Annotated in this window: 19 protein-coding genes, 1 tRNA gene and 1 pseudogene; 4 read left to right on the top strand and 17 right to left on the bottom strand. The window is 66.1% G+C overall.

What is annotated here, in order from left to right; all coding sequences use genetic code 11:
- Positions 1–39: 39 nt before the first annotated feature.
- The 3 genes from G3545_RS00450 to G3545_RS00440 all read right to left on the bottom strand — a co-directional run bounded on the left by G3545_RS00450 (position 40) and on the right by G3545_RS00440 (position 4,306).
- On the bottom strand, positions 40–1,194 hold the full coding sequence (locus G3545_RS00450) for a DegT/DnrJ/EryC1/StrS family aminotransferase (RefSeq protein WP_170008972.1): 1,155 nt from the start codon (positions 1,192–1,194) through the stop codon (positions 40–42).
- A 12-nt stretch (positions 1,195–1,206) separates the two neighbouring features.
- The gene (locus G3545_RS00445; protein ID WP_170008971.1) at positions 1,207–2,199 is read right to left on the bottom strand and encodes a Gfo/Idh/MocA family oxidoreductase; all 993 of its coding nucleotides are present in this window, start codon (positions 2,197–2,199) and stop codon (positions 1,207–1,209) included.
- A gap of 166 nt (positions 2,200–2,365) precedes the next feature.
- Complete coding sequence (locus tag G3545_RS00440) at positions 2,366–4,306, bottom strand: SH3 domain-containing protein (RefSeq protein ID WP_170008970.1); 1,941 nt, start codon at positions 4,304–4,306, stop codon at positions 2,366–2,368.
- 607 nt (positions 4,307–4,913) lie between these two features.
- Here G3545_RS00440 and G3545_RS00435 point away from each other — a divergent pair.
- Positions 4,914–5,683, top strand: a protein-coding gene (locus G3545_RS00435) for an IS5 family transposase (protein ID WP_170008969.1) whose coding sequence is annotated in 2 segments (ribosomal slippage) — positions 4,914–5,228 and positions 5,231–5,683 — 768 coding nt in all. Because the reading frame shifts where the segments join, the coding sequence is not laid out codon by codon here.
- Here the strand turns inward: G3545_RS00435 and pncB are convergent.
- The 7 genes from pncB to G3545_RS00400 form a co-directional block, all read right to left on the bottom strand.
- Entirely contained in the window at positions 5,680–6,972 is a 1,293-nt protein-coding gene (gene pncB / locus G3545_RS00430) for a nicotinate phosphoribosyltransferase (protein ID WP_170008968.1), read from the bottom strand. The two genes, G3545_RS00435 and pncB, sit on opposite strands and share 4 nt — an antisense overlap.
- An 89-nt stretch (positions 6,973–7,061) precedes the next feature.
- Positions 7,062–7,241 carry a hypothetical protein gene (locus G3545_RS00425; RefSeq protein WP_170008967.1) on the bottom strand — a complete coding sequence of 60 codons (180 nt, stop codon included), beginning with the start codon at positions 7,239–7,241 and terminating at the stop codon, positions 7,062–7,064.
- Between the two features lie 10 nt (positions 7,242–7,251).
- Positions 7,252–8,163: a dihydrodipicolinate synthase family protein gene (locus tag G3545_RS00420; protein ID WP_170008966.1), complete on the bottom strand. Its 912-nt coding sequence runs from the start codon at positions 8,161–8,163 to the stop codon at positions 7,252–7,254.
- A 35-nt stretch (positions 8,164–8,198) separates the two neighbouring features.
- Complete coding sequence (locus G3545_RS00415) at positions 8,199–8,516, bottom strand: hypothetical protein (protein WP_348644610.1); 318 nt, start codon at positions 8,514–8,516, stop codon at positions 8,199–8,201.
- Between the two features lie 155 nt (positions 8,517–8,671).
- Entirely contained in the window at positions 8,672–10,231 is a 1,560-nt protein-coding gene (locus tag G3545_RS00410) for a DHA2 family efflux MFS transporter permease subunit (RefSeq protein ID WP_170008965.1), read from the bottom strand.
- Between the two features lie 114 nt (positions 10,232–10,345).
- On the bottom strand, positions 10,346–11,521 hold the full coding sequence (locus G3545_RS00405; RefSeq protein ID WP_170008964.1) for an HlyD family secretion protein: 1,176 nt from the start codon (positions 11,519–11,521) through the stop codon (positions 10,346–10,348).
- Positions 11,522–11,531: 10 nt separating this feature from the next.
- Positions 11,532–12,002 carry a MarR family transcriptional regulator gene (locus G3545_RS00400; RefSeq protein ID WP_170008963.1) on the bottom strand — a complete coding sequence of 157 codons (471 nt, stop codon included), beginning with the start codon at positions 12,000–12,002 and terminating at the stop codon, positions 11,532–11,534.
- Positions 12,003–12,171: 169 nt separating this feature from the next.
- Here G3545_RS00400 and G3545_RS00395 point away from each other — a divergent pair, with 169 nt between their 5' ends.
- Positions 12,172–13,272 carry an alkene reductase gene (locus G3545_RS00395; protein ID WP_170008962.1) on the top strand — a complete coding sequence of 367 codons (1,101 nt, stop codon included), beginning with the start codon at positions 12,172–12,174 and terminating at the stop codon, positions 13,270–13,272.
- 34 nt (positions 13,273–13,306) lie between these two features.
- Here G3545_RS00395 and G3545_RS00390 read toward each other — a convergent pair whose 3' ends face one another.
- The 7 genes from G3545_RS00390 to G3545_RS00360 form a co-directional block, all read right to left on the bottom strand.
- Entirely contained in the window at positions 13,307–14,203 is an 897-nt protein-coding gene (locus G3545_RS00390; protein ID WP_170008961.1) for a transglutaminase family protein, read from the bottom strand.
- 37 nt (positions 14,204–14,240) lie between these two features.
- Positions 14,241–14,468, bottom strand: a complete 228-nt coding sequence (locus G3545_RS00385; RefSeq protein WP_170008960.1) for a hypothetical protein — start codon at positions 14,466–14,468, stop codon at positions 14,241–14,243.
- Between the two features lie 89 nt (positions 14,469–14,557).
- Positions 14,558–14,755, bottom strand: a complete 198-nt coding sequence (locus G3545_RS00380) for a hypothetical protein (RefSeq protein WP_170008959.1) — start codon at positions 14,753–14,755, stop codon at positions 14,558–14,560.
- A 101-nt stretch (positions 14,756–14,856) separates the two neighbouring features.
- Positions 14,857–14,932, bottom strand: a tRNA-Lys gene (locus tag G3545_RS00375).
- Between the two features lie 86 nt (positions 14,933–15,018).
- A complete protein-coding gene (locus G3545_RS00370) occupies positions 15,019–16,518 on the bottom strand; it encodes a tripartite tricarboxylate transporter permease (protein ID WP_170008958.1) in 1,500 nt (499 codons plus the stop codon).
- A 15-nt stretch (positions 16,519–16,533) separates the two neighbouring features.
- A complete protein-coding gene (locus G3545_RS00365; RefSeq protein WP_170008956.1) occupies positions 16,534–17,007 on the bottom strand; it encodes a tripartite tricarboxylate transporter TctB family protein in 474 nt (157 codons plus the stop codon).
- A 203-nt stretch (positions 17,008–17,210) separates the two neighbouring features.
- Positions 17,211–18,191, bottom strand: a complete 981-nt coding sequence (locus G3545_RS00360; protein WP_170008954.1) for a tripartite tricarboxylate transporter substrate binding protein BugD — start codon at positions 18,189–18,191, stop codon at positions 17,211–17,213.
- Positions 18,192–18,394: 203 nt separating this feature from the next.
- Between G3545_RS00360 and pabB the strand changes: the two genes are divergently transcribed.
- Entirely contained in the window at positions 18,395–19,801 is a 1,407-nt protein-coding gene (pabB, locus tag G3545_RS00355) for an aminodeoxychorismate synthase component I (protein WP_170008952.1), read from the top strand.
- Positions 19,798–20,361 (top strand): annotated as a pseudogene (locus G3545_RS00350) (aminodeoxychorismate/anthranilate synthase component II); the annotation flags it as partial. The gene pabB and the pseudogene G3545_RS00350, both read left to right, overlap by 4 nt.
- Positions 20,362–20,369 lie beyond the last annotated feature (8 nt).

Here is a 20,369-nt window from a genome sequence, read left to right as displayed (position 1 = left end):
CGACCTGCGGCCGTCCGGGATGACACCATCTCGTTGACTTCAGCCGGCAAGCGCCCGTCGCACCGCGGCGATCACGCGGTCCTGCGTCGCCTCGTCGAGATAGGCGTGCATCGGCAGGCTGATGACCTCGCCGCTGAGCTGCTCGGAGATCGGCAGGCCGTTGCCGGCGGCGGGGAAATGCGCATAGGCCGGCTGGCGGTGCATCGGGATGCGATAGTACACCGCCGTCGGCACGCCTTCCTTCTGCAGCGCGGCGGCGAGCCCGTCGCGCACGCCGTGCGGCAGGCGGATGGTGTATTGCGCCCAGATCGAGGTCGCGCGCGGATCGACCACCGGCACGGTGCACACATCCGCCAGGGCAGCGTTGTAGCGGGTGGCGACAGCATCGCGGGCGGCGATCTCGTCCTCGAAGATAGCGAGCTTCTCCAAGAGGATCGCCGCCTGGATGGTATCGAGCCGCCCGGTCATGCCGATGCGGACATTCTCGTATTTGTCGACGCCCTGGCCGTGCTCGCGCACGCTCTTCAGCACCGGCACCAGATCGTCGTCATCGGTGAGGATGGCGCCGCCGTCGCCGAAGCAGCCCAGCGGCTTGGCAGGGAAAAAGCTTGTCGCGGTGGCGTCGCCGAACGAACCGGTGCGCTTGCCGTTCCAGGTCGCGCCGAAACCCTGCGCGGTGTCGCACAGCACCTTCAGGCCATGCGCCTTGGCAATGGCGAGGATGGCGTCGAGATCCGCCGGCTGGCCGAACAGGTCTACCGGGATCACCGCTTTGGGGTTAAGCCCCTCGCGCTCGGCGACCTTGATGGCAGCTTCCAGGCTCGCCGGGTCCATGTTGAAGGTGTCGGGCAGCACGTCGACGAACACCGGCGTCGCGCCGACCCAAGGCACCACTTCCGCGGTGGCGCAGAAGGTGAAGGCCGGGCAGAACACGGCGTCGCCCGCTTTCACACCCCAAGCCATCAGGATCATGGCGAGCGCATCGGTGCCCGAGGAGCAGGAGATGGCGTGCTTCGCTCCGGCGAAGGCCGCGAGCTTGCCTTCGAACTCGGTAACTTCCGGGCCGTTGAGGAACCGGCAATGGGCCAGCACCCGCGCCACCGCCTCGTCGATCCGGTTGCCGAGCCGGGCGCGCTGAGCGGCGACGTCGATGAAGGGAACCGGAGCGGCGTCGATCTTCACATGCGAGTTCATGAATATGTCCTGTCAGCCGGCGGCGCGCAGCAGTGCCGGCCGATCGCCGGGGCTGCCGTGGTCCGCCAGGCACTTGATCGCGGTGGCGAGGCTCAAGACGCCATCCTCGCCGGTGACGTCCGGCCGTCCGCCGGTGCGGATGGCGTCGAGGAAACGCGTCAGCTCGACCCGCAGCGGTTCGGCATAGGCGACCGAAAGGTGGCGCATCGAGTAGCTGCCATCCGGCTTGTAGTCCGAGCACTCCGTCACCTGACGGGTGAGCAGGTCGCCGATGACGTACTTCTTGCGCGTCGCCACGTGCACGGTGCGAGCTTTGAAGGGGGTCAGCCAGTTGGTGTTGATGTGCGCCAGCACGCCATTGGCGGTGCGGAACTGCAGCAGCGCGATATCCTCGCGGTCCGCCACCGCGGCGCGCACCTGCGGCTGGACGTCGACAATGTGCGAATTGGTGAAATGGCAGATCAGGTCGATGTCGTGGACCGCGAGGTCGATGACCACGCCGACATTGGACATGCGCGGCGGGAACGGACCGACCCGGGTGATGCCGATCGACAGGATATCCTCGCCGCGAATGGCGTTGCGGATCGCCTCGACCGCCGGGTTGAAGCGCTCCACATGGCCGATCATCAGCGTGACGCCGGCAGCCTTGGCGGCACCGACGATGGCCTCGCCCTCCTCCACCGTGGGCGCGATCGGCTTTTCCACGAGCACATGGGCGCCGGCACGGATGGCGGAGAGCGCGATGTCGTGGTGCAGATGCGAGGGCGCGGCGACGATGACCGCATCCAGCTTCAGTGCCAGCAATTCGTCGACATCGGCGACCGCCTTGCAGCCGAGGAATTCCGCGACCTTCTTGCTCTGCGCAAGATCGGGATCGGCGATGCCGATCAGCGAGGCGCCCGGTAGGTCGGCCAGCACGCGGGCATGGTTCGATCCCATGACACCGACGCCGACGACGCCGACACGGATCGGCGCCCTTGCCGCCGGAACTGCGCTCTGAGCCATCTAAGAATCCCTTAACTCATTGGCATTTCCGGCGCGGTCTAGCATGCGCACCGGGCCTGCGCGAGAGTCAGGGATTCGATAAGGCGCGCGGCAAGCTTCAAGAATTGCTTCGCGATGTTACCGATGAAGGCGAGCGGCGGCGGACAAAGGCGCCCGCCGCAACGCTTCATTGTGCCGGTGCGCCGGCTTCGACGAACTTCTTGAAGACGAAGCCGCGCTTGCCGTCGGCGACGATCTCGCACCACACCTTGCAGCTCACCAGATCGACCTTCTGGCCGGTCTTGAGCGTGCCCAGCGAAGCCGCCTTGTTGTCCGGCCCGCCGCGCAGCGTCACGCCGCTCTTGATGGTCGCGCTGCCCTTCGGCGGCGCATTCGAGACTGCTGCCACCGGCAGGCGCGCGGCCGGAGCGGCGGCGGCGAGTACAGGCTTGGCAGCTGCGACTGCAGGCTTGGCAGCGGACTGGGGCTTCGCGGACACCACAGCCACCGGCTGCCGGGGCGCTGGTGCGTCGGCCGACTGGGCGTCGCTCGCCTGGATCTCGTCCGCCGAAACCTCGGGCGCCGCGGTCTCCGGTGCCTGGGCTTCGCCGTTTGACGCGTCGGCGAGTTCGGCACCGGGGGCAGCGCTCTCCGGAGTGGCGACGGACGAGGCATCGAGTCCATCCGCCGACAGCGCCGGGTCCATCGCTTGATTAGCGGGCTGAGCGGTCGCCGCGAGCTCTACCGACGGCGCCACGGAGCCGGTCGCCGCGGGCGCGGAATCGTCCTGCGCAACCTGATCCGCCACCTTGGGGGTCACGGTGCGCACGGCGACAGCCGGCTGCGCGGGCGTCGCCGCGTCGCTCGTGCCACGCAGATCGGCGGTGTCGCCGCTCGGAGCCACACTCGCCACCGCCGCGCTCCCGGCCGCCTCTCCGCCCCCGGAATCATTACGTGCCGCAACGGACTGCAAGGCGACGCCGGCGCCAATCGCGCCGACCACGAACAGGCCGAGCAGCGCAAACCGCTTCCAGGTGAAGCTGTCGGTCCGCACGTGCCGCACCGGCGGAGGCGCAATGGTCGGAGCGGCAGGTTCCCGCGCCTCCGGCTCCCAGCTCTCGAGGGAAAGTGTCGCGAGCGACGGCTGCGGGGCCTTCTCGTCGACCGTCAGGGCCCTGGCGAGCGCCGTATCGACGGCAGGAGCCGCCGCGACCGCCGGGATGGAAGCCTCGGCAGGCGGAGCGGGAGGCGGCAGCGTCTCCCGGGCGTCGAGCTCGGTGCGGCCGCCGGCGAACATGGCTTCGCCATCCTCGCCGCTCCATTCGCGGCCGGCGCTTTCCGCCTCGCGTTCCAGCTCGTCGACGAAGGCGTTGATGTCGAAGGCAAAGCCTTCACCCGTCGCGGTCGCCGCGGGGACGGCTGCGTGGGCCGTCTCCACCGGGCGGTGACGCGCCGGTACGAAGTCCTGGGCGACATACGCCTCGTCGCGGACCGGCTCCGCCAATGGCGAAATCTCGGGCGCAGCGACCGGCGCCGCCGTCTCGCCCGCCCCATAGACATAAGGTTCGTCACTGGGCGGCGCGGCGAGCAGCATCTCGTCGGCTGGTCTATCCATGGCGGCCTCCCGCGAAACCGGCGGGGACGCACCGCGTCGCTCTGCGGCGATGCGGGCGGCCTCCTCGGCGAGCAGGCGTGCACCAGCACCCGAGCTCGTATTGCTGCGTGCGTTGGTCTCGGCGTCGCGGAACGCGCGCAGGGCGGCGGCGGCAACCGTGCCGAGCGGCTGGGCCGCATCGCCCAGGGCCGGCGCAACCGGTTTGGGAGATGCGACGGGGACCGACTCCGCGGACGGCACGTCGCTGCGACGCTGCGCGTCGAGCGAGGCCATGATGCGCTGCAGATCGCTCATCAGCGCGTCGACCGGCTCGGCCGGCGGCTGGACCGCCTCCGCAATATCTTCGGGCACGCTGGCGTCAGCGCCGCGCGCTTTGGTCTCGACGATCCGGGGACGCGCATAGGCGCGCATCGCCTTCGGCAGATTTTCCTGTCCTTCCGCCGAAGCGCCGCCCTCATCAGCCGGCCGCGGAAAGACGTTCTCGTCAAGATCACGTTTGAGGGCGCTTCTCATGACTTAGTATCTAGCTCGCTTTAGCAGATAGCCCCCCATCCGCTTCCAGTCTTGCTTTGTATTCCCCCGCGTCCGACAATCAACGTTGCTTCAATGTACTTTAGTCTATGGCAATAGTTGCATTATGGTCACGGTTAAGTGAATTCATCCTGCCCGTCGAATGCGGCAAGTGTGGGCCGAGAATAAGACGCCGAGCCAAGCGGCAGAATCCAGTACTGGTGCGGCCTTGCGGCGCCTGTCCGATTCGGCGGATAGCGCGTCCGGCGAAAACATGGCAGCGCAGACCATCTCCAAACCGCCCTCGCATAGCCTGGACATGTTCCGCAAAGTTGAATGACTTTCGTAATAGGAACACGCCCTGGCGCTCGAATCCAGAGCGCTCTGATACCGTTCAGATGATTTCGTCCGAACCGAAGGCGCTAGAGCATTTCCCGATCAGATGGAATCATCTGATCGAAGAGGAATTGCTCCAGCTTATTGAATCTAGAGCACTTTCTTGTCGTTCGGATGTTCCATCCGAACGGAAAGGGCTCTAGGTCACATACCCATAAGGGGATTCCCTGCGGCCCGGTGTTCTGATTCACTGATCTCAGCGTTGGAGGTTGAGATGGCGCGATTTGACCTGACGGATTTCGAGTGGTCGGTGATCGAGCCACTTCTGCCGACGAAGGTGCGCGGGGTTGCACGCGTGGATGACCGTCGCGTTCTGAACGGCATCTTCTGGCGCCTGCGCACCGGGGCGCCATGGGCCGATATCCCTTCGCGCTATGGCCCTCATACGACCTGCGTGAACCGCTTCAACCGGTGGCGCAAGGCCGGCCACTGGGCGCGCATTCTGAAAGCCGTATCAGCTGCTTACGATGGCGATATCCAGATGATCGACGCCTCGTCGATCCGCGTTCACCAGCATGCCGCCAACGGCCAAAAAAAGACGAGCGATCCCGTTGCATGGGTCGCTCGCGCGGCGGCCTGACCACCAAGATCCACGCGCTCGTCGACGCCGAAGGCCGCCCGATCCGCCTGAAGCTCACCGAGGGCCAAGCTCACGACGGGCGCTCGGCCACCGACATGCTGGACGCGGTCGAGCCGGGAAACATCCTTCTCGCCGACAGGGCTTATGACAGCGACGCCTTGCGAGACGAGATGGCTGGGCGCGGCGCATGGGCCAACGTTCGCGCCATGCCCAACAGGGTCAAAACCCTCGCCTTCAGCGCCTGGCTCTACCGCCAACGCAACGCTGTCGAGCGCTTCTTCAACAAACTCAAACACTTCAGGGCCGTCGCCACCCGCTACGACAAGCGAGACGACAATTTCCTCGCCTCAATCCAGCTCGCTTCAATTCGCATCTGGCTGCGAAGTTATGAGTCGGTCACCTAGACCAGCACGTCCCGGGGCTGCTGCGCACCGATCTCGAATACCCGCTTGTAACGCGCGATCTCGTCGGGCGGCCCCATCGCCTTGGTCGGGTTGTCGGAGAGCTTCACGGTCGGGTGGCCGTCCGCAGAAATCACCTTGCAGACGATGGAGATCGGATCGAGCGCACCATTCGGCGCGAAGCCGCGGAAGTCGTTCGTCAGCAGCGTACCCCAGCCGAAGCCCATGCGCATGCGGCCGCGGAAATGGCGGTAGATCTGCTCGATGTCGTCGATGTCGAGCCCGTCGGAGAAGATGGCGAGCTTGGTCATCGGGTCCTGCCCGCGCTCCAGCCACCAGGCGATGGCCTCCTCGCCGCCTTCGATCGGCTCCTTGCTGTCGATGCGGATGCCGGTCCAGCGCGCCACCCAGTCCGGCGCATTCTGCAGGAAACCCGAGGTGCCGAAAGTGTCGGGCAGTATGACGCGCAGATTGCCCTCATAGTCCTGCTGCCAATCCGCCAGCACCGTGTAGGGCGCGCTCGCGAGTTCCGCGTCGTCCTTCGCCAGCGCCGCATAGACCATCGGCAGTTCGTGGGCGTTGGTGCCGGTGGCCTCGACCTCGCGGCGCAGCGCGATCAGACAGTTGGAGGTGCCGAGGAAGCTCGGCCCCAATCCTTCCATCATCGCCTGCACGCACCAGTCCTGCCACAGGAAGCCGTGGCGCCGGCGCGTGCCGAAGTCCGCGACATTGACGCCCTCCAGCGCCCGCAGCCGCTCAACTTTCTCCCAAACCCGTGTCATCGCCTTGGCGTAGAGCACCTGGAGGCCGAAGCGGCCCATATCCTTGAGCACGGCGCGCGAGCGCAATTCGTTGATGATGGCGAGCGCCGGGATCTCCCACATGGTGGTCTCGATCCAAGGGCCCTCGAAGGTCAGCTCATATTGGCCGTCGCGCTTCTCGAGGTGATAGGCCGGGAAGCGGAAACCCTCGAGCCAGGCGATGAAGTCCGGCGAGAACATCTGGCGCTTGCCGTAGAACATGTTGCCGCGCAGCCAGGTGGATTCGCCCCGCGTCAGCGACAGCGTGCGCACATGGTCAAGCTGTTCGCGCAACTGGCCTTCATCGACGAAGTCGGCGATGCGCACCTGATGGGTGCGGTTGATGATGCCGAATGTCACCCGCGTCTGGAAATGCCGCCGGTAGATGGTCTGCGCCATCAGCAACTTGTAGAAATCCGTGTCGAGCACGGAGCGCACGATGGGATCGATCTTCCAGGTGTGATTATAGACGCGCGTGGCGATATCGATCATCGAGAACGGCCCCAAGCTTGGCCGTTCCTTCTAGATCAAGCTGCATCCAGGCGAAATCACCTGGATGCAGAAAAGCTGATCGATTCCGATTACCTGGATGCAGGCGCCGGAATTGCCGTGCCCATGTGGGTTTGCGGATCGATATCTATGCCTGACGGGAGACTGCGTCCCATCCAGGACAGCGCCATGGCGGTGAGGAACACCAGGCTCAGCACCAGCGCGGCACGCGCCAGGACCTCATGGCCATAATCGTAACGACGACGATGCATGATCTCCTCCTCAGCTTGCCTTACGGGTCATGGCAGGATGCTCGCCGGCAGCCGGCACCGCATCGAGCGCGCCGGCGAGCCGTGCCAGCGCCACCCGCACCATCGCCCCGGTCTCCTCGCTTGCCGCGGTGAGCGGCAGCCGCGGCAGGGGCGAGAAGTTCGGCCATAGCAGCGAGACGGCATATTTCGCCGCCGCCGGTTCGGCCTCCATGTCGAAGGCGCGGTACAGCAGATCGAGCCGCGCCGCAGCGCCGTGGTCGCCGCCTGCGCGGCGCCGCCACGCCTCACGGGCGAAGGACGGCGCGACATTGGCGGCGAGTGAGAACGCGCCGGTCGAGGCCGAATGGAACGGCAGCCGCGCGCATTCCCGCGCCGCGAACCGCGCCAGCCGGGCATCGGTGGCAATATCCGCCATCAGCCGATCCGGATCGGACGCCTCATCCACCACGCCGACTATCGCCGGCAGGCGGGCGAGCCGCTCCATGGTCGCCGGCGCGATCTCGATATTGGTCCGCGCCGGGCAATTATTGATGATGAGGGGCAGGTCGACCGCCCGCGCCACCGCCTCGCAGTGGCGGTAGATGCCCTCTTGGCTGGGTTTGTTGTAATAGGGCGTCATCAGCACCGCTGCCGCCGCTCCCGCCGTCTTGGCGGCGCGGGTGAACTCGACACTGGTGGCGGTTGAGTTGGTGCCTGTCACCGCCAGCACTGGGATGCGCCCGGCGGCCGCTTCAACGGCAAGGCAGGTGAGGCGGTAGCGCTCGGCCGGCGACAGCGTCGGCCCTTCGCCGGCAATGGCACCGGTGACGAGGCCATCGACGCCTTCGCTCATTTGCCATTGCGCGAGCTCGGAAAAGGAATCCTCGTCGATCCCGGTGCCGAGGAACGGCGTGACGAGGGTAGTGAAAAGTCCGCTGAACATGATGTCCTCCCTCAGGTCGCGGCCTTGCGGCCGCGTCAGATGCGGAAGGAAATGGCGCGGCGGGCGAGCCGCACGCCGCCGGGACGGCGGCCGGTCTCTGCGCTCGCATAGTGCAGAGCGGCTTCCTTGCTGGCGAAGATGCCGCCGGCGAGGCCGTGGTCCTCGAGCGCCAGCCAGCGGCCGGCCTCATCGCGGCCCACCAGGAAGCGCAGGCGATTGGCGACCGAGGCGATGCCGTCGGCGGCGGCCCGGCGCAGCGTGCGGCGGCGGACCTTGTTGCGCGCCGAGCGGTCTTCGGGGGCGTGCTTCTCGGAAATACTCGGCTCGTGAGTGCGATTATCGTGAGTGCTCATGGCTCTCTTCGAAGGTTCACGACGCGATGTGTGCGTCGCACCCTGGAAGCTAGGAGCCGCGGCATCTGCTTTCGATTGGGAACGCGGCCCCGCTCCATAAAGAGCGCATAAGGAGGTGGCGGCGCCGACTTGCGATCGCTACGGCAGCCGATGCGTCAGTCGAGTACCTCGACGTGGCTCTCCGCGCCCGGCTTGGCCTTGGGTGTGCTCATCAACAGCAGCAGCAGCGCGGTCGGCAGCGTCACCAGCATCATCAGCTTGAAGTCGTCGACATAGGCGATGATGGTCGACTGCCGGGTGATCTCCGTGTTCAACGCGCCGAGCGTCAGCGGGTTGGCGATGTTCCAGTACTGGTAGGCGCCGCCGAACTGCAGCATGCGATTGAACGGGTTGACGTGCTCGGCGAGCGCGGCATGCATGATCTGGGTGTTCTGCGCCAGCAGGAACGAGGTCACCGAGACGCCGATCGCCGAGCCGACATTGCGCACCAGGCTGAACAGCGCAGTGCCGTCGGTGCGCAAGTCGCTCGTCAGCGTCGCGAAGGCGATGACGGTCAGCGGTGTGAAGACGAATCCAAGTCCAGCACCTTGCACCATGCTGTTCATGATCAGCTGGAAGCGCGAGACGTCCGGCGTCCACCCCGTCATGTCCCACAGGCTCCAGCCGATCATGCCGAGGCCGAACAGCATGATGAGGCGCGGCTCGGCCTTCGAGACGATGCGCCCGGCTACCATCATCGCCAGCAAGGTGCCGAAGCCGCGCGGCGCCATCAGCAAGCCTGCGGTGCGCACCGGATAGCCGCCGAGGTTCTGGAGATACGGCGCGAGCAGCGCCGAGGTCGCCAGCAGCACCATGCCGATGGCGAACATGACGACGAGGCCGGCGACGAAATTGCGATCCTTGAACAGACGCGGGCTGAGGAAGGGCTTTTCCGCCGTCATCATGTGCACGGCGAACAGATAGAGCCCGAGCCCGGCCAGCACGGTCTCGGCGATGATCTCGGTTGAGCCGAACCAGTCTTTCTGCTCGCCGCGGTCGAGCATCATCTGGAAGGCGCCGATGCCGAGAGCGAGCACACCGAAGCCGATCCAGTCGAAGCGCAATTCGGCGTTGCGGTTCTCGTCCTTCAGGAAGATGGCGAGGCCGGCAATGGCGAGGATGCCGAACGGCAGGTTCACATAGAACACGAAGCGCCAATTGTAGACGTCGGTCAGCCAGCCGCCGAGCGTCGGACCCAGGATCGGCCCGAGCATCACGCCCATGCCCCAGATCGCCATCGCCTGGCCGCGCTGTTCGGCGGGATAGAGGTCGAGCATGGTGGCCTGTGACAGCGGCACCAGCGCGGCGCCGAACACGCCCTGCGCCAGGCGGAAGATCACCATCTCCGCCAGCGACTGCGCGATGCCGCACAGCATCGAGGCGACGGTGAAGCCGACCAGGCTGACGATGAAGATGTTCTTGCGCCCGAACCGCGCCGACAGCCAGCCGACCGGCGCCGTCATGATGGCGGCGGCGACGATATAGGAGGTGAGCACCCAGGTGATCTGGTCCGCGGTCGTCGACAGCGAGCCCTGCATGTAAGGCAGCGCGACATTGGCGATGGTGGCGTCCAGCGCCTGCATCAGCGTCGCGATCATCGCGCAGATGGTGATGATGGTGCGGGTCGAACCGGCGGCTGCGGCCGGTGGATCCATGGTGAGCGACGCGGAACTCATGGTCGTTGCCTCGAGAAGTCGGCGGGCGGAAAGCGGCCGGGGTCATTGCCGGCGCCTCCCGCCCGCCTGCCCCAAACCGTCCTGTCAGGGGGGCGAAGACGGACGGTTGGGAAGCTAAAATACGTCGCGCAGCTTGCGGGAATGGCCGGTATCGATATCGACCACCACGCTCATGCCGGAACGCAGCGGCGGATCGTCGGGCTTGGCCTCGACGACGACGCGCACCGGCACGCGCTGCACCACCTTCACCCAGTTGCCGCTGGCATTCTGGGCGGGAAGGATCGAAAACTCGGAGCCGCTGGCGGGAGCGATGCTCTCCACCCTGCCCTTCCAGGTGCGGCCGGGATAGGCATCGACGGTGACGTCCGCCTCGTCGCCCGGCTTCACATAAGTGAGGTCGGTCTCCTTGAGGTTGGCATCGATCCAGACCTTGTCGTTGGAGACGAGGCCGACGGCACCCTGATTGGTCAGCGCCGCGGTGGCGGCGACGAGATAGAGGCCGGGCTGCAGGCTGTCGACCTCGGTGACCACGCCGCCGAACGGCGCGCGCACCACCGCGTGGTCGTACTGGCGCTGCGCTTCGTCGACTGCGGCCTTGCCCTGGAGATATTGCGGGTGGGTCTCGACGACGAGATCCGGCTTGCCGCCGAGCTTGGCGAGCGCGACCTGCGCCTGCTGCTTGAGCGAGTCCAGCTTGCGCTGGTCGGCATCGAGCGTGTAGCGCCCCTGATCGTACTGTGCCCTGGAGAGCGCGGCACTGTCTTTCACCAGCGCGCTGTAGCGGTCGAAGGTTGCCTGGTCGTTGTGCACGACGGCTTCCTGCGAGGCGATGTCGCTCAGCATGCGCTGGTAGTCGACCTTCGCGGCCTCAAGGTTCAGAGCGGTCTCGGCGAGGCTTGCCTTCGCGTTCTGCAGCGCGATCCGGTACTGCAGGGGATCGATGCGGAAAAGAATCTCGCCGGCCTTGACGGTCTGGCCTTCCTTGACGTCGACGTCGGAGACGATGCCGGAGACGTCGGTCGAGACCATCAGCTTGGCGGCACGCACATAGGCGTCGTCGGTTGAGACGTAGCGCCCGCCGGTAAGCCAGAAATAGCCGGAGCCGATGGCCACCGCGGCGATGCCGCCCAGCATCAGCACCAGGCGCAGCCGCCGCTTGCGGGCCGGCTTCGCCTGGACCGCCCGCGCGACATTGCCCGGGGCGGCAACGGGCGCAGCCGGGGGGGCCGCAATGGCCGGCACATCCTCGACAATCTCCGGGTCGCGCGGCTCTTTGGTACGGTCGAGCATTGAGGCCCCCTCAGGAAGCTTTGGCAGCCGGCTGCGGGCACAAGCGTCCATCGGCAGTCAGGTTGGATTTCATCTGGCGCAACGCGGCTTCCGCCGCAGCCGCCTTTTCCGGGCTGACCGTCTCGCCCAGCAGCAGTTCGAGCATCTCGCGCCGCGCGACTTCGATCTCTTCGATCATCGGCTCGGCTTCGGGCCGCAAATGCAGCCGCCAGACCCGCCGGTCCTGCGGATCGTGCCGGCGTTCGACGAGGCCCTTGGCCTCCAGCCGATCGATCAGCCGGGCAACGGTGATGGGTTCGACTTCGACAATGGCCGCCAGTTCGTTCTGGGTGAGACCTGGGCTGCGCTCCAGCTTGTAGAGGATCACCCATTGCGCGCGGGTCATGTCATGCAGGCGGGCACGCTGGTCGAAACGGATGCGCATGAGATGCGCCAGCTCATGGATCACGGTCAGAATGTCGTCGGGAACGGCTCTAGGCATAGCTTATCCTCACGCAGGATAACATAACGTACGTTATGATATGGGTCTATATGATTGGTGATTGCATTTCTGCATGGCAGCCTATGCGCGAATGCGTAGCTATGGCGCCAGTGGTATGCGGCACCTATCTCCTCCCGCGACACAGCAACCCGCCGCGAAGGATCGCAGCATGACAGCAGCCCACTCCTCGCTCTTCGAGCCCTACCGACTTGGCGACATCACCCTGCAGAACCGCATCGTGATGGCGCCGCTCACCCGCAACCGCGCCGGTGCCGGCCTGGTGCCGACGCCGCTGATGGCCGAATATTACGGCCAGCGCGCTGGCGCCGGCCTCATCGTCACCGAGGCGACGCAGATCTCCGACACCGCGCAGGGCTATCAGGACACGCCCGGCGTCTACACGTCCGAGCAGGTCGAAGGCTGGCGCCGGGTGACCGATGCGGTTCACGCCAAGGGTGGGCGGATCTTCGTGCAGATCTGGCATGTCGGTCGCATCTCGGTGCGCTCGCTCCAGCCCGGCGGCGCGGCTCCCCTCGCCCCGTCCGCGGTGCTCGCCAACGCCAAGACCTTCGCGAACAACAGCTTCGTCGCCACCGACGCGCCACGCGCCCTCGAACTCGCCGAGATCCCGGGCATCGTCGATGATTTCCGCCATGCCGCGAACCAGGCAATGAAGGCCGGCTTCGACGGCGTCGAGATTCATGGCGCCAATGGCTACCTGATCGACCAGTTCCTTCGCGACGGCGCCAACAAGCGCACCGACGCCTATGGCGGCTCGATCGAGAACCGCACCCGCTTCATGAAGGAAGTGGTCGAGGCGGTCACCAAGGAGGTCGGTGCCAGCCGCACCGGGATACGGATCTCGCCGGTCACCCCGGCGGGCGACCTCTCCGACAGCAATCCGCAGAAGCTGTTCGAGCATGCGGTCGAGGTGCTGGACTCCTTGAAGCCGGTCTATATCCACATGATCGAGGGCGCCACGGGCGGGGCGCGCGACATCGTACCGGACTTCGATTTCGAGGCCTTGCACAAGCGCTTCCGCGGCACCTGGCTGGTCAATAACGGCTATGACCTGCCGAGCGCGGCGAAGGCAGTCGACGAGCACAAGGCCGACCTCGTCGCCTTCGGCAAACTGTTCATCTCGAACCCGGACCTGGTCACTCGGCTCAAGGCGGGCGCCCCGCTTAACGAACTCGACCGCGACCGCCTCTATGGCGGCGGCGCCAAGGGCTACACCGACTATCCGGCGCTCGAAGGCGTCGGAGCCTGATACCAAACGGCGCCCTTCGGGGCGCCGTTTTCATTTAAGCCGCCAGAGCCGGCTCGGGATCGTGGGCGCGAACCGAAACATCGACGCTCATGCCGAGATAGTCGCCGAGCATGCCGGTGAAGCCGCCGGCCACAGGCACCGCCTGCGACGGGTCGCGGGTCACCGCGACACGGATGAGATTGTCGGCGGCGATGGTGCCGTTGGTCGGGTCGAACTCGATCCAGCCGGCGCCAGGCAGATAGATATCAGCCCAGGCATGCGTCGCCCCAGCCCCGACCACGGCAGGCCTCTCGCCATCGAGCGCCGGGTCATAAAGATAGCCGGTGACGAAACGGGCGCCGAAGCCGAGCGCGCGCACCGCCTCGATCAGCAGCAGCGCGAAGTCCCGGCACGAGCCTGAGCCGAGCCGCAGCGTCTCCAGAGGAGGCTGCGTGCCCTGCTCATAGCGCACCTGGTAGGCGAAGCCGTTGCGGATGCCGTTATTGAGGTCGGTCAGCAGTGCCATGGTGTCGGTCGGCCGCGCCGCCACGAAGCCTTGCGCCCAGGCGGAAAGCTCGCCCTGCGGATCGGGATAGTGGCATTCGAGCATGCGACCGAGATCGGTACGGTCATCGGTCGAATAGACGAACGGATAGATTTGCGCCGCTTCCTCGATGTCGAACACCTGAGAGCCCATGCCGTAGCGCTCAAGCGTCAAAACGCTCTCCACGATCAGCTCATTGCCGGGCTCGAGGAATTCAACGGTGGCGACGGAATTGCCGAACACGTCGTGCATCCAGCGCAACTCGCCATGCGGCGACAATGCGAGTTCGGCGCGCACCAGCCGCAGATCATGGCTGTCGCGCGGCCGCAGCATCAGCCGGTGCGGGTGGAAGATGACGGGGTTGGCGTAGGTGTAGCGCGTCGCGTGGCGCACGGTCAGGGTCTGCATATCGCTCTACTCTCTCCCCCGTGGCCATTCAGCTCGCTCAGCGACTGAACAGGCGCCCCAGCACGAAGCCGACCACACCCGCCGCGATGAGTGCGTTCAGCGAGTATTTGCGCTCCGGCAACGTCGAATCGGCGAATTCGTCGAGCTCGGCCTCGGCACTCGCCGCAAGGTCTTCCTTGATGGTGTTCTCGACGGTCTTGGCGGCGCGGCTCGCCGGCTTGCCGGTGCCGAGATCGGTGACATTGGTTTTCGGTTCGATGGCCATGACGTCGCTCCTCGCGCGAGACTCGGGATCTGGACTGTCCTCGCGCCCCTAACGCCCCAGCACGGGTTTCGTTCGCGACCAGCCCTCGCTCACGTCCGTCCGGCGATGAAAGCAATCATCGCCGTGGGACTCTCAGTGCGCACCAGTCGCACCCGGCGTCCGCCGCACATGTCGCAGCGCAGCCGCTCGGCCGGGGCCGGGGTCGGCTGTTCGCGCTCGTCGGCGAGCGTATTGCCACGGCCAATAATCGACCGGCGCCCGCAGCGCAGGCATTCGGCACACAGCATCTGGAATCTCCCGACCGCACGCCCCCAGGATGAGGGTCAACCGCATCGCGATCGCTTGCAAGGAAGGTTCGGGAAAACCGGCCCATGTAGATGGGGCGGAATGGTGGGCGCACAAGGACTCGAACCTTGGACCCGCTGATTAAGAGTCAGCTGCTCTACCAACTGAGCTATGCGCCCGAACGCTGCGAAAGGCCTCAGCCCTGCGAGCCGCGGTCGTGTAGCAGAGGTGTTCCGGCCTGTCCATAGGCCGGTCACCCAGTTTGCTATTCCTTGAACGCCTCCTCCCGCGTCTTTCGCACCGAAGGCAGCAAAACCACCACCAAAGCGACGGCCGCGATGGCGAGCAGCGTGGCCGACAGCGGGCGGGTGAAGAACACCGTCGGATCGCCGCGCGAGATCAGCATGGCGCGGCGCAGATACTCCTCCAGCATCGGCCCGATGATAAAGCCGAGCAGCAGCGGCGCCGGCTCGCAATCGAGCTTCACCAGCACGTAGCCGATCACCCCGAAGAGCCCCATCGCATAGACGTCGAAGGTGTTGTTGTTCACGCTGTAGACGCCGATGCAGCAGAAGCCGACGATGAGCGGAAACAGCACGTGGTACGGCACGGTGAGCAGGCGCACCCATATGCCGATCAGCGGCAGGTTCAGCAGCACCAGCATCAGGTTGCCGATCCACATCGAGGCGATGATGCCCCAGAACAGGTCGGGCTGTTCCTTCACCACATTCGGCCCCGGCACGATGCCCTGGATGATGAGCGCGCCGATCATCAGCGCCATCACCGGGTTGGAGGGGATGCCGAGGGTGAGCATGGGGATGAAGGAGGTCTGCGCGCCGGCATTGTTGGCGCTCTCCGGACCGGCGACGCCCTCGATGGCGCCCTTGCCGAATCGCTGCGGCTCCTTCGACATCTTCTTTTCGATGGAATAGGCGGCGAAGGACGAGAGCATCGCCCCGCCTCCCGGCAATATGCCGAGGAAGGAGCCGAGCGTGGTGCCACGCAGCACCGGCCAGATGATTCGCCGGAAATCGTCCCTGCTCAGCATCAGGCTCTTGATCTTCTGCACCAGCACAGTGCGCGTATGCTCGTCCTCGAGATTGCGCACGATCTCGCCCAGGCCGAACACGCCCATGGCGAGCGCGACGAACTCGATGCCGTCGGCCAGTTCGACGATGTCGAAAGTGAAGCGCGGCGCGCCGGTATAGACGTCCTGCCCGGAGAGCCCGAGCAGGATGCCGAGCACGACCATGGCCAGCGCCTTCACCACCGAGCCGGAGGCCAGCGTCACCGAGGCGACGAGGCCCAGCACCATCAGCGCGAAATATTCCGGTGCGCCGAACTTCAGGGCGAGATTGGAGAGCGGCGGCGCGAACACCGCGAGCAGGAAGGTTGCGACCGAGCCGGCGAAGAAGGAGCCGAGCGCCGCGGTGGCGAGGGCCGGCCCCGCCCTGCCCTGCCGCGCCATCTGGTAGCCGTCGATGGCGGTGACCACCGAGGAGCTCTCTCCCGGCAGATTGATGAGGATCGCCGTGGTCGAGCCGCCATATTGTGCGCCGTAATAGATGCCGGCGAGCATGATCAGCGCCGAGACCGGCGGCAGGCCGAAGGTGATCGGCAGCAGCATGGCGATGGTGGCGACCGGGCCAAGGCCGGGCAGCACCCCGATCAGGGTGCCGAGCAGCACGCCGATGAAGCAATAGAGGAGGTTCTGGAAGGTGAGCGCGACCGAAAAGCCGAGCTCCAGATTATGGATGATGTCCAAGGGTTTCGCTCCTGCTCAATAGCCGCCGAGCCAAGGCCCGAGCATGGGCAGCGGCAGGCCGAGCCCCTTGATGAACACGCCCCAGGCGAACGCCACCATCAGCGCGGTGAGGGCGAGTGCGGTGAGCAAATGGAAGCGCTGGCTCGCCGCAGCGGAGATGAACACCGCGAGCCCGATCGACAGACCGAGCCCCAGCGGACGGATGCCGAACCCGAACACGACCACCGCGAGCGTCACCAGGATCAACGCCCGCCACGGCAGCTCGGCGAGCTTCACCGGCGTGCCCTCATCGGGAAAACGCAGCCCGGTGACGAGGACGATCAGACCGAGCCCGCCGAGAATGCCGGCCAGCACCAGCGGGAAATAGCCCGGCCCCATGCGGATCGCCGAGCCCATCGGCAGATCGGCCGTGAGCAGCGCGAACATGGCCGCGGTCGCGACCAGCAGCAGCCCGGTGATGACGTCTTTCGGGTTCTTGATGAGACTCATGCCACCCCCTCGATTGCCCGCCCTCCCGGAGCCCCATCGCCGGGTGAAATCATCCGTCGATAGATCTCTGGATTCAATAAGTTGGAGCATGTTCCCGGCGCAAAAGCGTTCCACCTTTTGCGGTACATGCCCGAGCGTCTTGTGTGCGCCACCATCGGCCGGCTATGCGTCGCCGGCCGTGGTCTTGATGGCTTGTCGGACAGTCAGTCGGCGTAGACGCCGGCAGCCTCGATGATCGGCTTCCATTTGGCGACTTCGGCCGCCACGAATGCCTTGTGCACCTCGGGCGTGGCGCGGTCCTGCGAGACCGGCTCGGTACCGAGGTCGGCGAAGCGCGAAATCACCTTGGGATCCTGCAGCGCGGTCTTGAGCGCGGCATTCAGTTTGGCGATGACGTCGGCAGGCGTTCCCTTCGGCACGTAGATGCCGTGCCACACGGCGACCTGGAAGTCTTTCAAGCCGCCTTCCTGCAGGGTCGGCAGGTCCGGCATGGACTTCAGCCGGTTCGCCGTCGTCACGCCATAGGCCTTCACCTTTCCGGCCTTGATCTGGCCGGTGGTGTTGGTGGTCTGGTCACACAGCAGGTCGATCTGGCCGCCGACGAGGTCGTTCATCGCCGGGCCGGTGCCCTGATACGGAACCGTGGTCACCTGCGTACCGATTGCCGACATGAACAGCATGCCGCACAGATGCGAGGCCGAACCGACGCCGGCATTGCCGTAGATCACCGCGTCCTTCTTGTCCTTCACATAGGCGACAAGCTCGGTGATGTTCTTGGGCTCGAGGCCGGACTTGCCGATCAGCGTCATCGGCACATCAGTGACGAGGCCGACGGTCTCGAAATCGGTCAGCACGTTGTAGGGCAGCTTGCGATAGAGGCTCGCCGCGGTGGCGTGGCCGATATGGTGCATCAGTATGGTGTAGCCGTCGGGCGCGGCCTTTGCGACCTGGCCGGCGCCGCGGGTGCCGCCGGCGCCGCCGACATTCTCCACCACGATCTGCTGGCCGAGCGTACGCGACATCGATTCCGACACCAGGCGGGCCACCGTGTCGGTCGGCCCGCCGGCGGCGAAGGGCACGACCATGGTGATGGGACGCGACGGATAGGTCTGTGCGTTTGCCGAGGCGAGCGGCAGCGCTGCCAGTGCGAAGGCCGAAATGGCGGCCTTTTTCCAGAAACTCATTACTTCCCTCCCGAGACTGGACGAACGTTTTGGTAGCACGGGCCCGCCCGTTCCCAGCGGCCCGCTTGACGCTCCGCTAAGCGACCATTCGGCTCACCTGCCGTCAAGTCGTTACAACGGCTAGGACACAGGGTCGGCGTGGGTTTCAACGCGGGATTTCGTCACCGCTAGGCATTGCCGCCGCGCCATCCCATATTCGGCTCATGATTCACGAGCCGCCGCCCCTTGCCGTCGAGATCGCCTACCGTGACCCATGGGACGCCGCCCGCCGGCTCGCGGGCAGCGAGCGTGCGACGGGTCTCGTCTTCCTCGACAGCGCCATGGTGCACCCGACGCTCGGCCGCTGGTCCTATGTGATGGCCGAGCCGTTCGGCCGCTTCCGTGTCGAAGGCAGCCGCGCCTTCTGGAACGACGTGGTGGAGCAGGCGCCGCCGATCGAGGCCCTGCGTGCTCGGCTGGCGCGCTACAAGCAGGCGCGGCTGCCGGTCGAAGCCGGCTTCCAGGGCGGCGCCGCCGGCTATGTCGCCTATGAGGCGGGCCGGCTGTTCGATCGCTTCCCGGCCGGCGCCCGGCCCGACGAGGAAGGCCCGGAGATCGACCTAGGTTTCTATGATGTCGTGCTCGCCTTCGACCAGGTGGCGAAGCGCGCTTATGCCATCTCCACCGGCTGGCCCGAAGAGAACGTCGCCCAGCGCCAGGGCCGCGCGCGCGACCGGTTGCTGGCAGTGACCGAGCGGCTGGAGAACGCACCGCCCGCGCTCGACGACGCGGTCATCGAGCCGGCCTGGACCTCGAACTTCACCCCCACAGCCTATGAGGCGGCGGTCGCCCGGGTGATCGAATACATCCGCGCCGGCGACATCTTCCAGGCCAATTTCACCCAGCAATTCCGCGCCGCGGTCGGCGAGATCGACCCACTCGCGCTCTATGACCGGCTGCGCCGCGCCAATCCCGCGACCTTCGCCGCACTGATCCTCACTGACGACCGTGTCGTCGCGTCCTCCTCGCCGGAGCGCTTCGTGCAGTTGGAGGGCAACCTCGTCGAGACCCGCCCGATCAAGGGCACGGTGCCGCGCTCGGTGGAGCCGACGCTCGACGCCTTCCGCGGCCGCGAACTGATCGCCAGCGAGAAGGACCGCGCCGAGAACGTCATGATCGTGGACCTGCTGCGCAACGATCTCTCGCGCGTCTGCAAGCCCGGCACGGTGCAGGTGCCGCGGCTGTGCGGACTGGAGACCTATGCCAATGTCCATCACCTCGTCTCGGTAGTGACCGGCGAACTGGACAACGGCCATGACGGGCTCGACCTGCTGAAGGCGAGCTTCCCTGGCGGCTCCATCACCGGCGCCCCGAAGATCCGCGCCATGGAGATCATCGCCGAGCTGGAAGGCCGTCCGCGCGGGCTTTATTGCGGCTCGATCGGCTATATCGGCTTCGATGGCGCGATGGATCTGAACATCGCCATCCGCACCGTGACGGTGGAGAATGGCGAGGCCAGCTTCGGCGTCGGCGGCGGCATCACGATGCTGTCCGACCCGGCGCAGGAACGCGCCGAGAGCCTGACCAAGGCCGAGCGGCTGTTCCGTGCGTTTCGCGAGGTGACCCGATGATCCTCGTCATCGACAATTATGACAGCTTCGTCTTCAACGTCGCGCGTTACCTGAAAGAACTCGGCGAAGACGTTGAAGTGATTCGCAATGATTCGCTCGACGTCGCCGGCATTGCGGCGCGGGGGGCGCAGGCCCTGGTCATCTCGCCCGGCCCCTGCTCGCCGAACGAGGCGGGCGTCTCGCTGGATGTCATCCGCGAACTGTCCGGCCGTCTCCCGATCCTCGGCATCTGCCTCGGCCATCAATGCATCGGCCAAGCCTTCGGCGGACGCGTGGTGCGGGCGAAGACACCGATGCACGGGCGCGCCTCGCGCATCCGCCATGACGGCACGGATGTGTTCGTCGGCCTGCCCTCGCCCTTCCCTGCCGGGCGCTATCATTCGCTGGCGGTGGAACTTGACGGCGACGAGCCGCTGGTGGCCACAGCCTGGAGCGAGGATGGCGAAATCATGGGCCTCGCCCATGTCGAACATCCGACCTACGGCGTGCAGTTCCACCCCGAGTCCGTGCTGACCGAGCACGGTTACGCCCTGCTGGAGAATTTCCTGCGACTGGCGCGCGGCCTCTC

The organism is Starkeya sp. ORNL1 (assembly GCF_012971745.1).
In the GTDB taxonomy this organism is placed as follows: Bacteria; Pseudomonadota; Alphaproteobacteria; order Rhizobiales; family Xanthobacteraceae; genus Ancylobacter.
Note: the sequence above shows the minus strand (reverse complement) of the source record. Positions and strands in the feature narration are given on the sequence as shown.

What these genes read in the sequence shown, in the direction of transcription:
- G3545_RS00365 (WP_170008956.1), bottom strand. Translation starts at nt 17,007, where the DNA reads ATGAGTCTCATCAAGAACCCGAAAGACGTCATCACCGGGCTGCTGCTG.
- G3545_RS00405 (WP_170008964.1), bottom strand. Translation starts at nt 11,521, where the DNA reads ATGCTCGACCGTACCAAAGAGCCGCGCGACCCGGAGATTGTCGAGGAT.
- G3545_RS00450 (WP_170008972.1), bottom strand. Translation starts at nt 1,194, where the DNA reads ATGAACTCGCATGTGAAGATCGACGCCGCTCCGGTTCCCTTCATCGAC.
- pncB (WP_170008968.1), bottom strand. Translation starts at nt 6,972, where the DNA reads ATGATCGATATCGCCACGCGCGTCTATAATCACACCTGGAAGATCGAT.
- G3545_RS00415 (WP_348644610.1), bottom strand. Translation starts at nt 8,516, where the DNA reads ATGAGCACTCACGATAATCGCACTCACGAGCCGAGTATTTCCGAGAAG.
- G3545_RS00385 (WP_170008960.1), bottom strand. Translation starts at nt 14,468, where the DNA reads ATGGCCATCGAACCGAAAACCAATGTCACCGATCTCGGCACCGGCAAG.
- G3545_RS00420 (WP_170008966.1), bottom strand. Translation starts at nt 8,163, where the DNA reads ATGTTCAGCGGACTTTTCACTACCCTCGTCACGCCGTTCCTCGGCACC.
- G3545_RS00445 (WP_170008971.1), bottom strand. Translation starts at nt 2,199, where the DNA reads ATGGCTCAGAGCGCAGTTCCGGCGGCAAGGGCGCCGATCCGTGTCGGC.
- G3545_RS00380 (WP_170008959.1), bottom strand. Translation starts at nt 14,755, where the DNA reads ATGCTGTGTGCCGAATGCCTGCGCTGCGGGCGCCGGTCGATTATTGGC.
- G3545_RS00400 (WP_170008963.1), bottom strand. Translation starts at nt 12,002, where the DNA reads ATGCCTAGAGCCGTTCCCGACGACATTCTGACCGTGATCCATGAGCTG.
- G3545_RS00440 (WP_170008970.1), bottom strand. Translation starts at nt 4,306, where the DNA reads ATGAGAAGCGCCCTCAAACGTGATCTTGACGAGAACGTCTTTCCGCGG.
- G3545_RS00390 (WP_170008961.1), bottom strand. Translation starts at nt 14,203, where the DNA reads ATGCAGACCCTGACCGTGCGCCACGCGACGCGCTACACCTACGCCAAC.
- G3545_RS00425 (WP_170008967.1), bottom strand. Translation starts at nt 7,241, where the DNA reads ATGCATCGTCGTCGTTACGATTATGGCCATGAGGTCCTGGCGCGTGCC.
- G3545_RS00360 (WP_170008954.1), bottom strand. Translation starts at nt 18,191, where the DNA reads ATGAGTTTCTGGAAAAAGGCCGCCATTTCGGCCTTCGCACTGGCAGCG.
- G3545_RS00410 (WP_170008965.1), bottom strand. Translation starts at nt 10,231, where the DNA reads ATGAGTTCCGCGTCGCTCACCATGGATCCACCGGCCGCAGCCGCCGGT.
- pabB (WP_170008952.1), top strand. Translation starts at nt 18,395, where the DNA reads ATGATTCACGAGCCGCCGCCCCTTGCCGTCGAGATCGCCTACCGTGAC.
- G3545_RS00395 (WP_170008962.1), top strand. Translation starts at nt 12,172, where the DNA reads ATGACAGCAGCCCACTCCTCGCTCTTCGAGCCCTACCGACTTGGCGAC.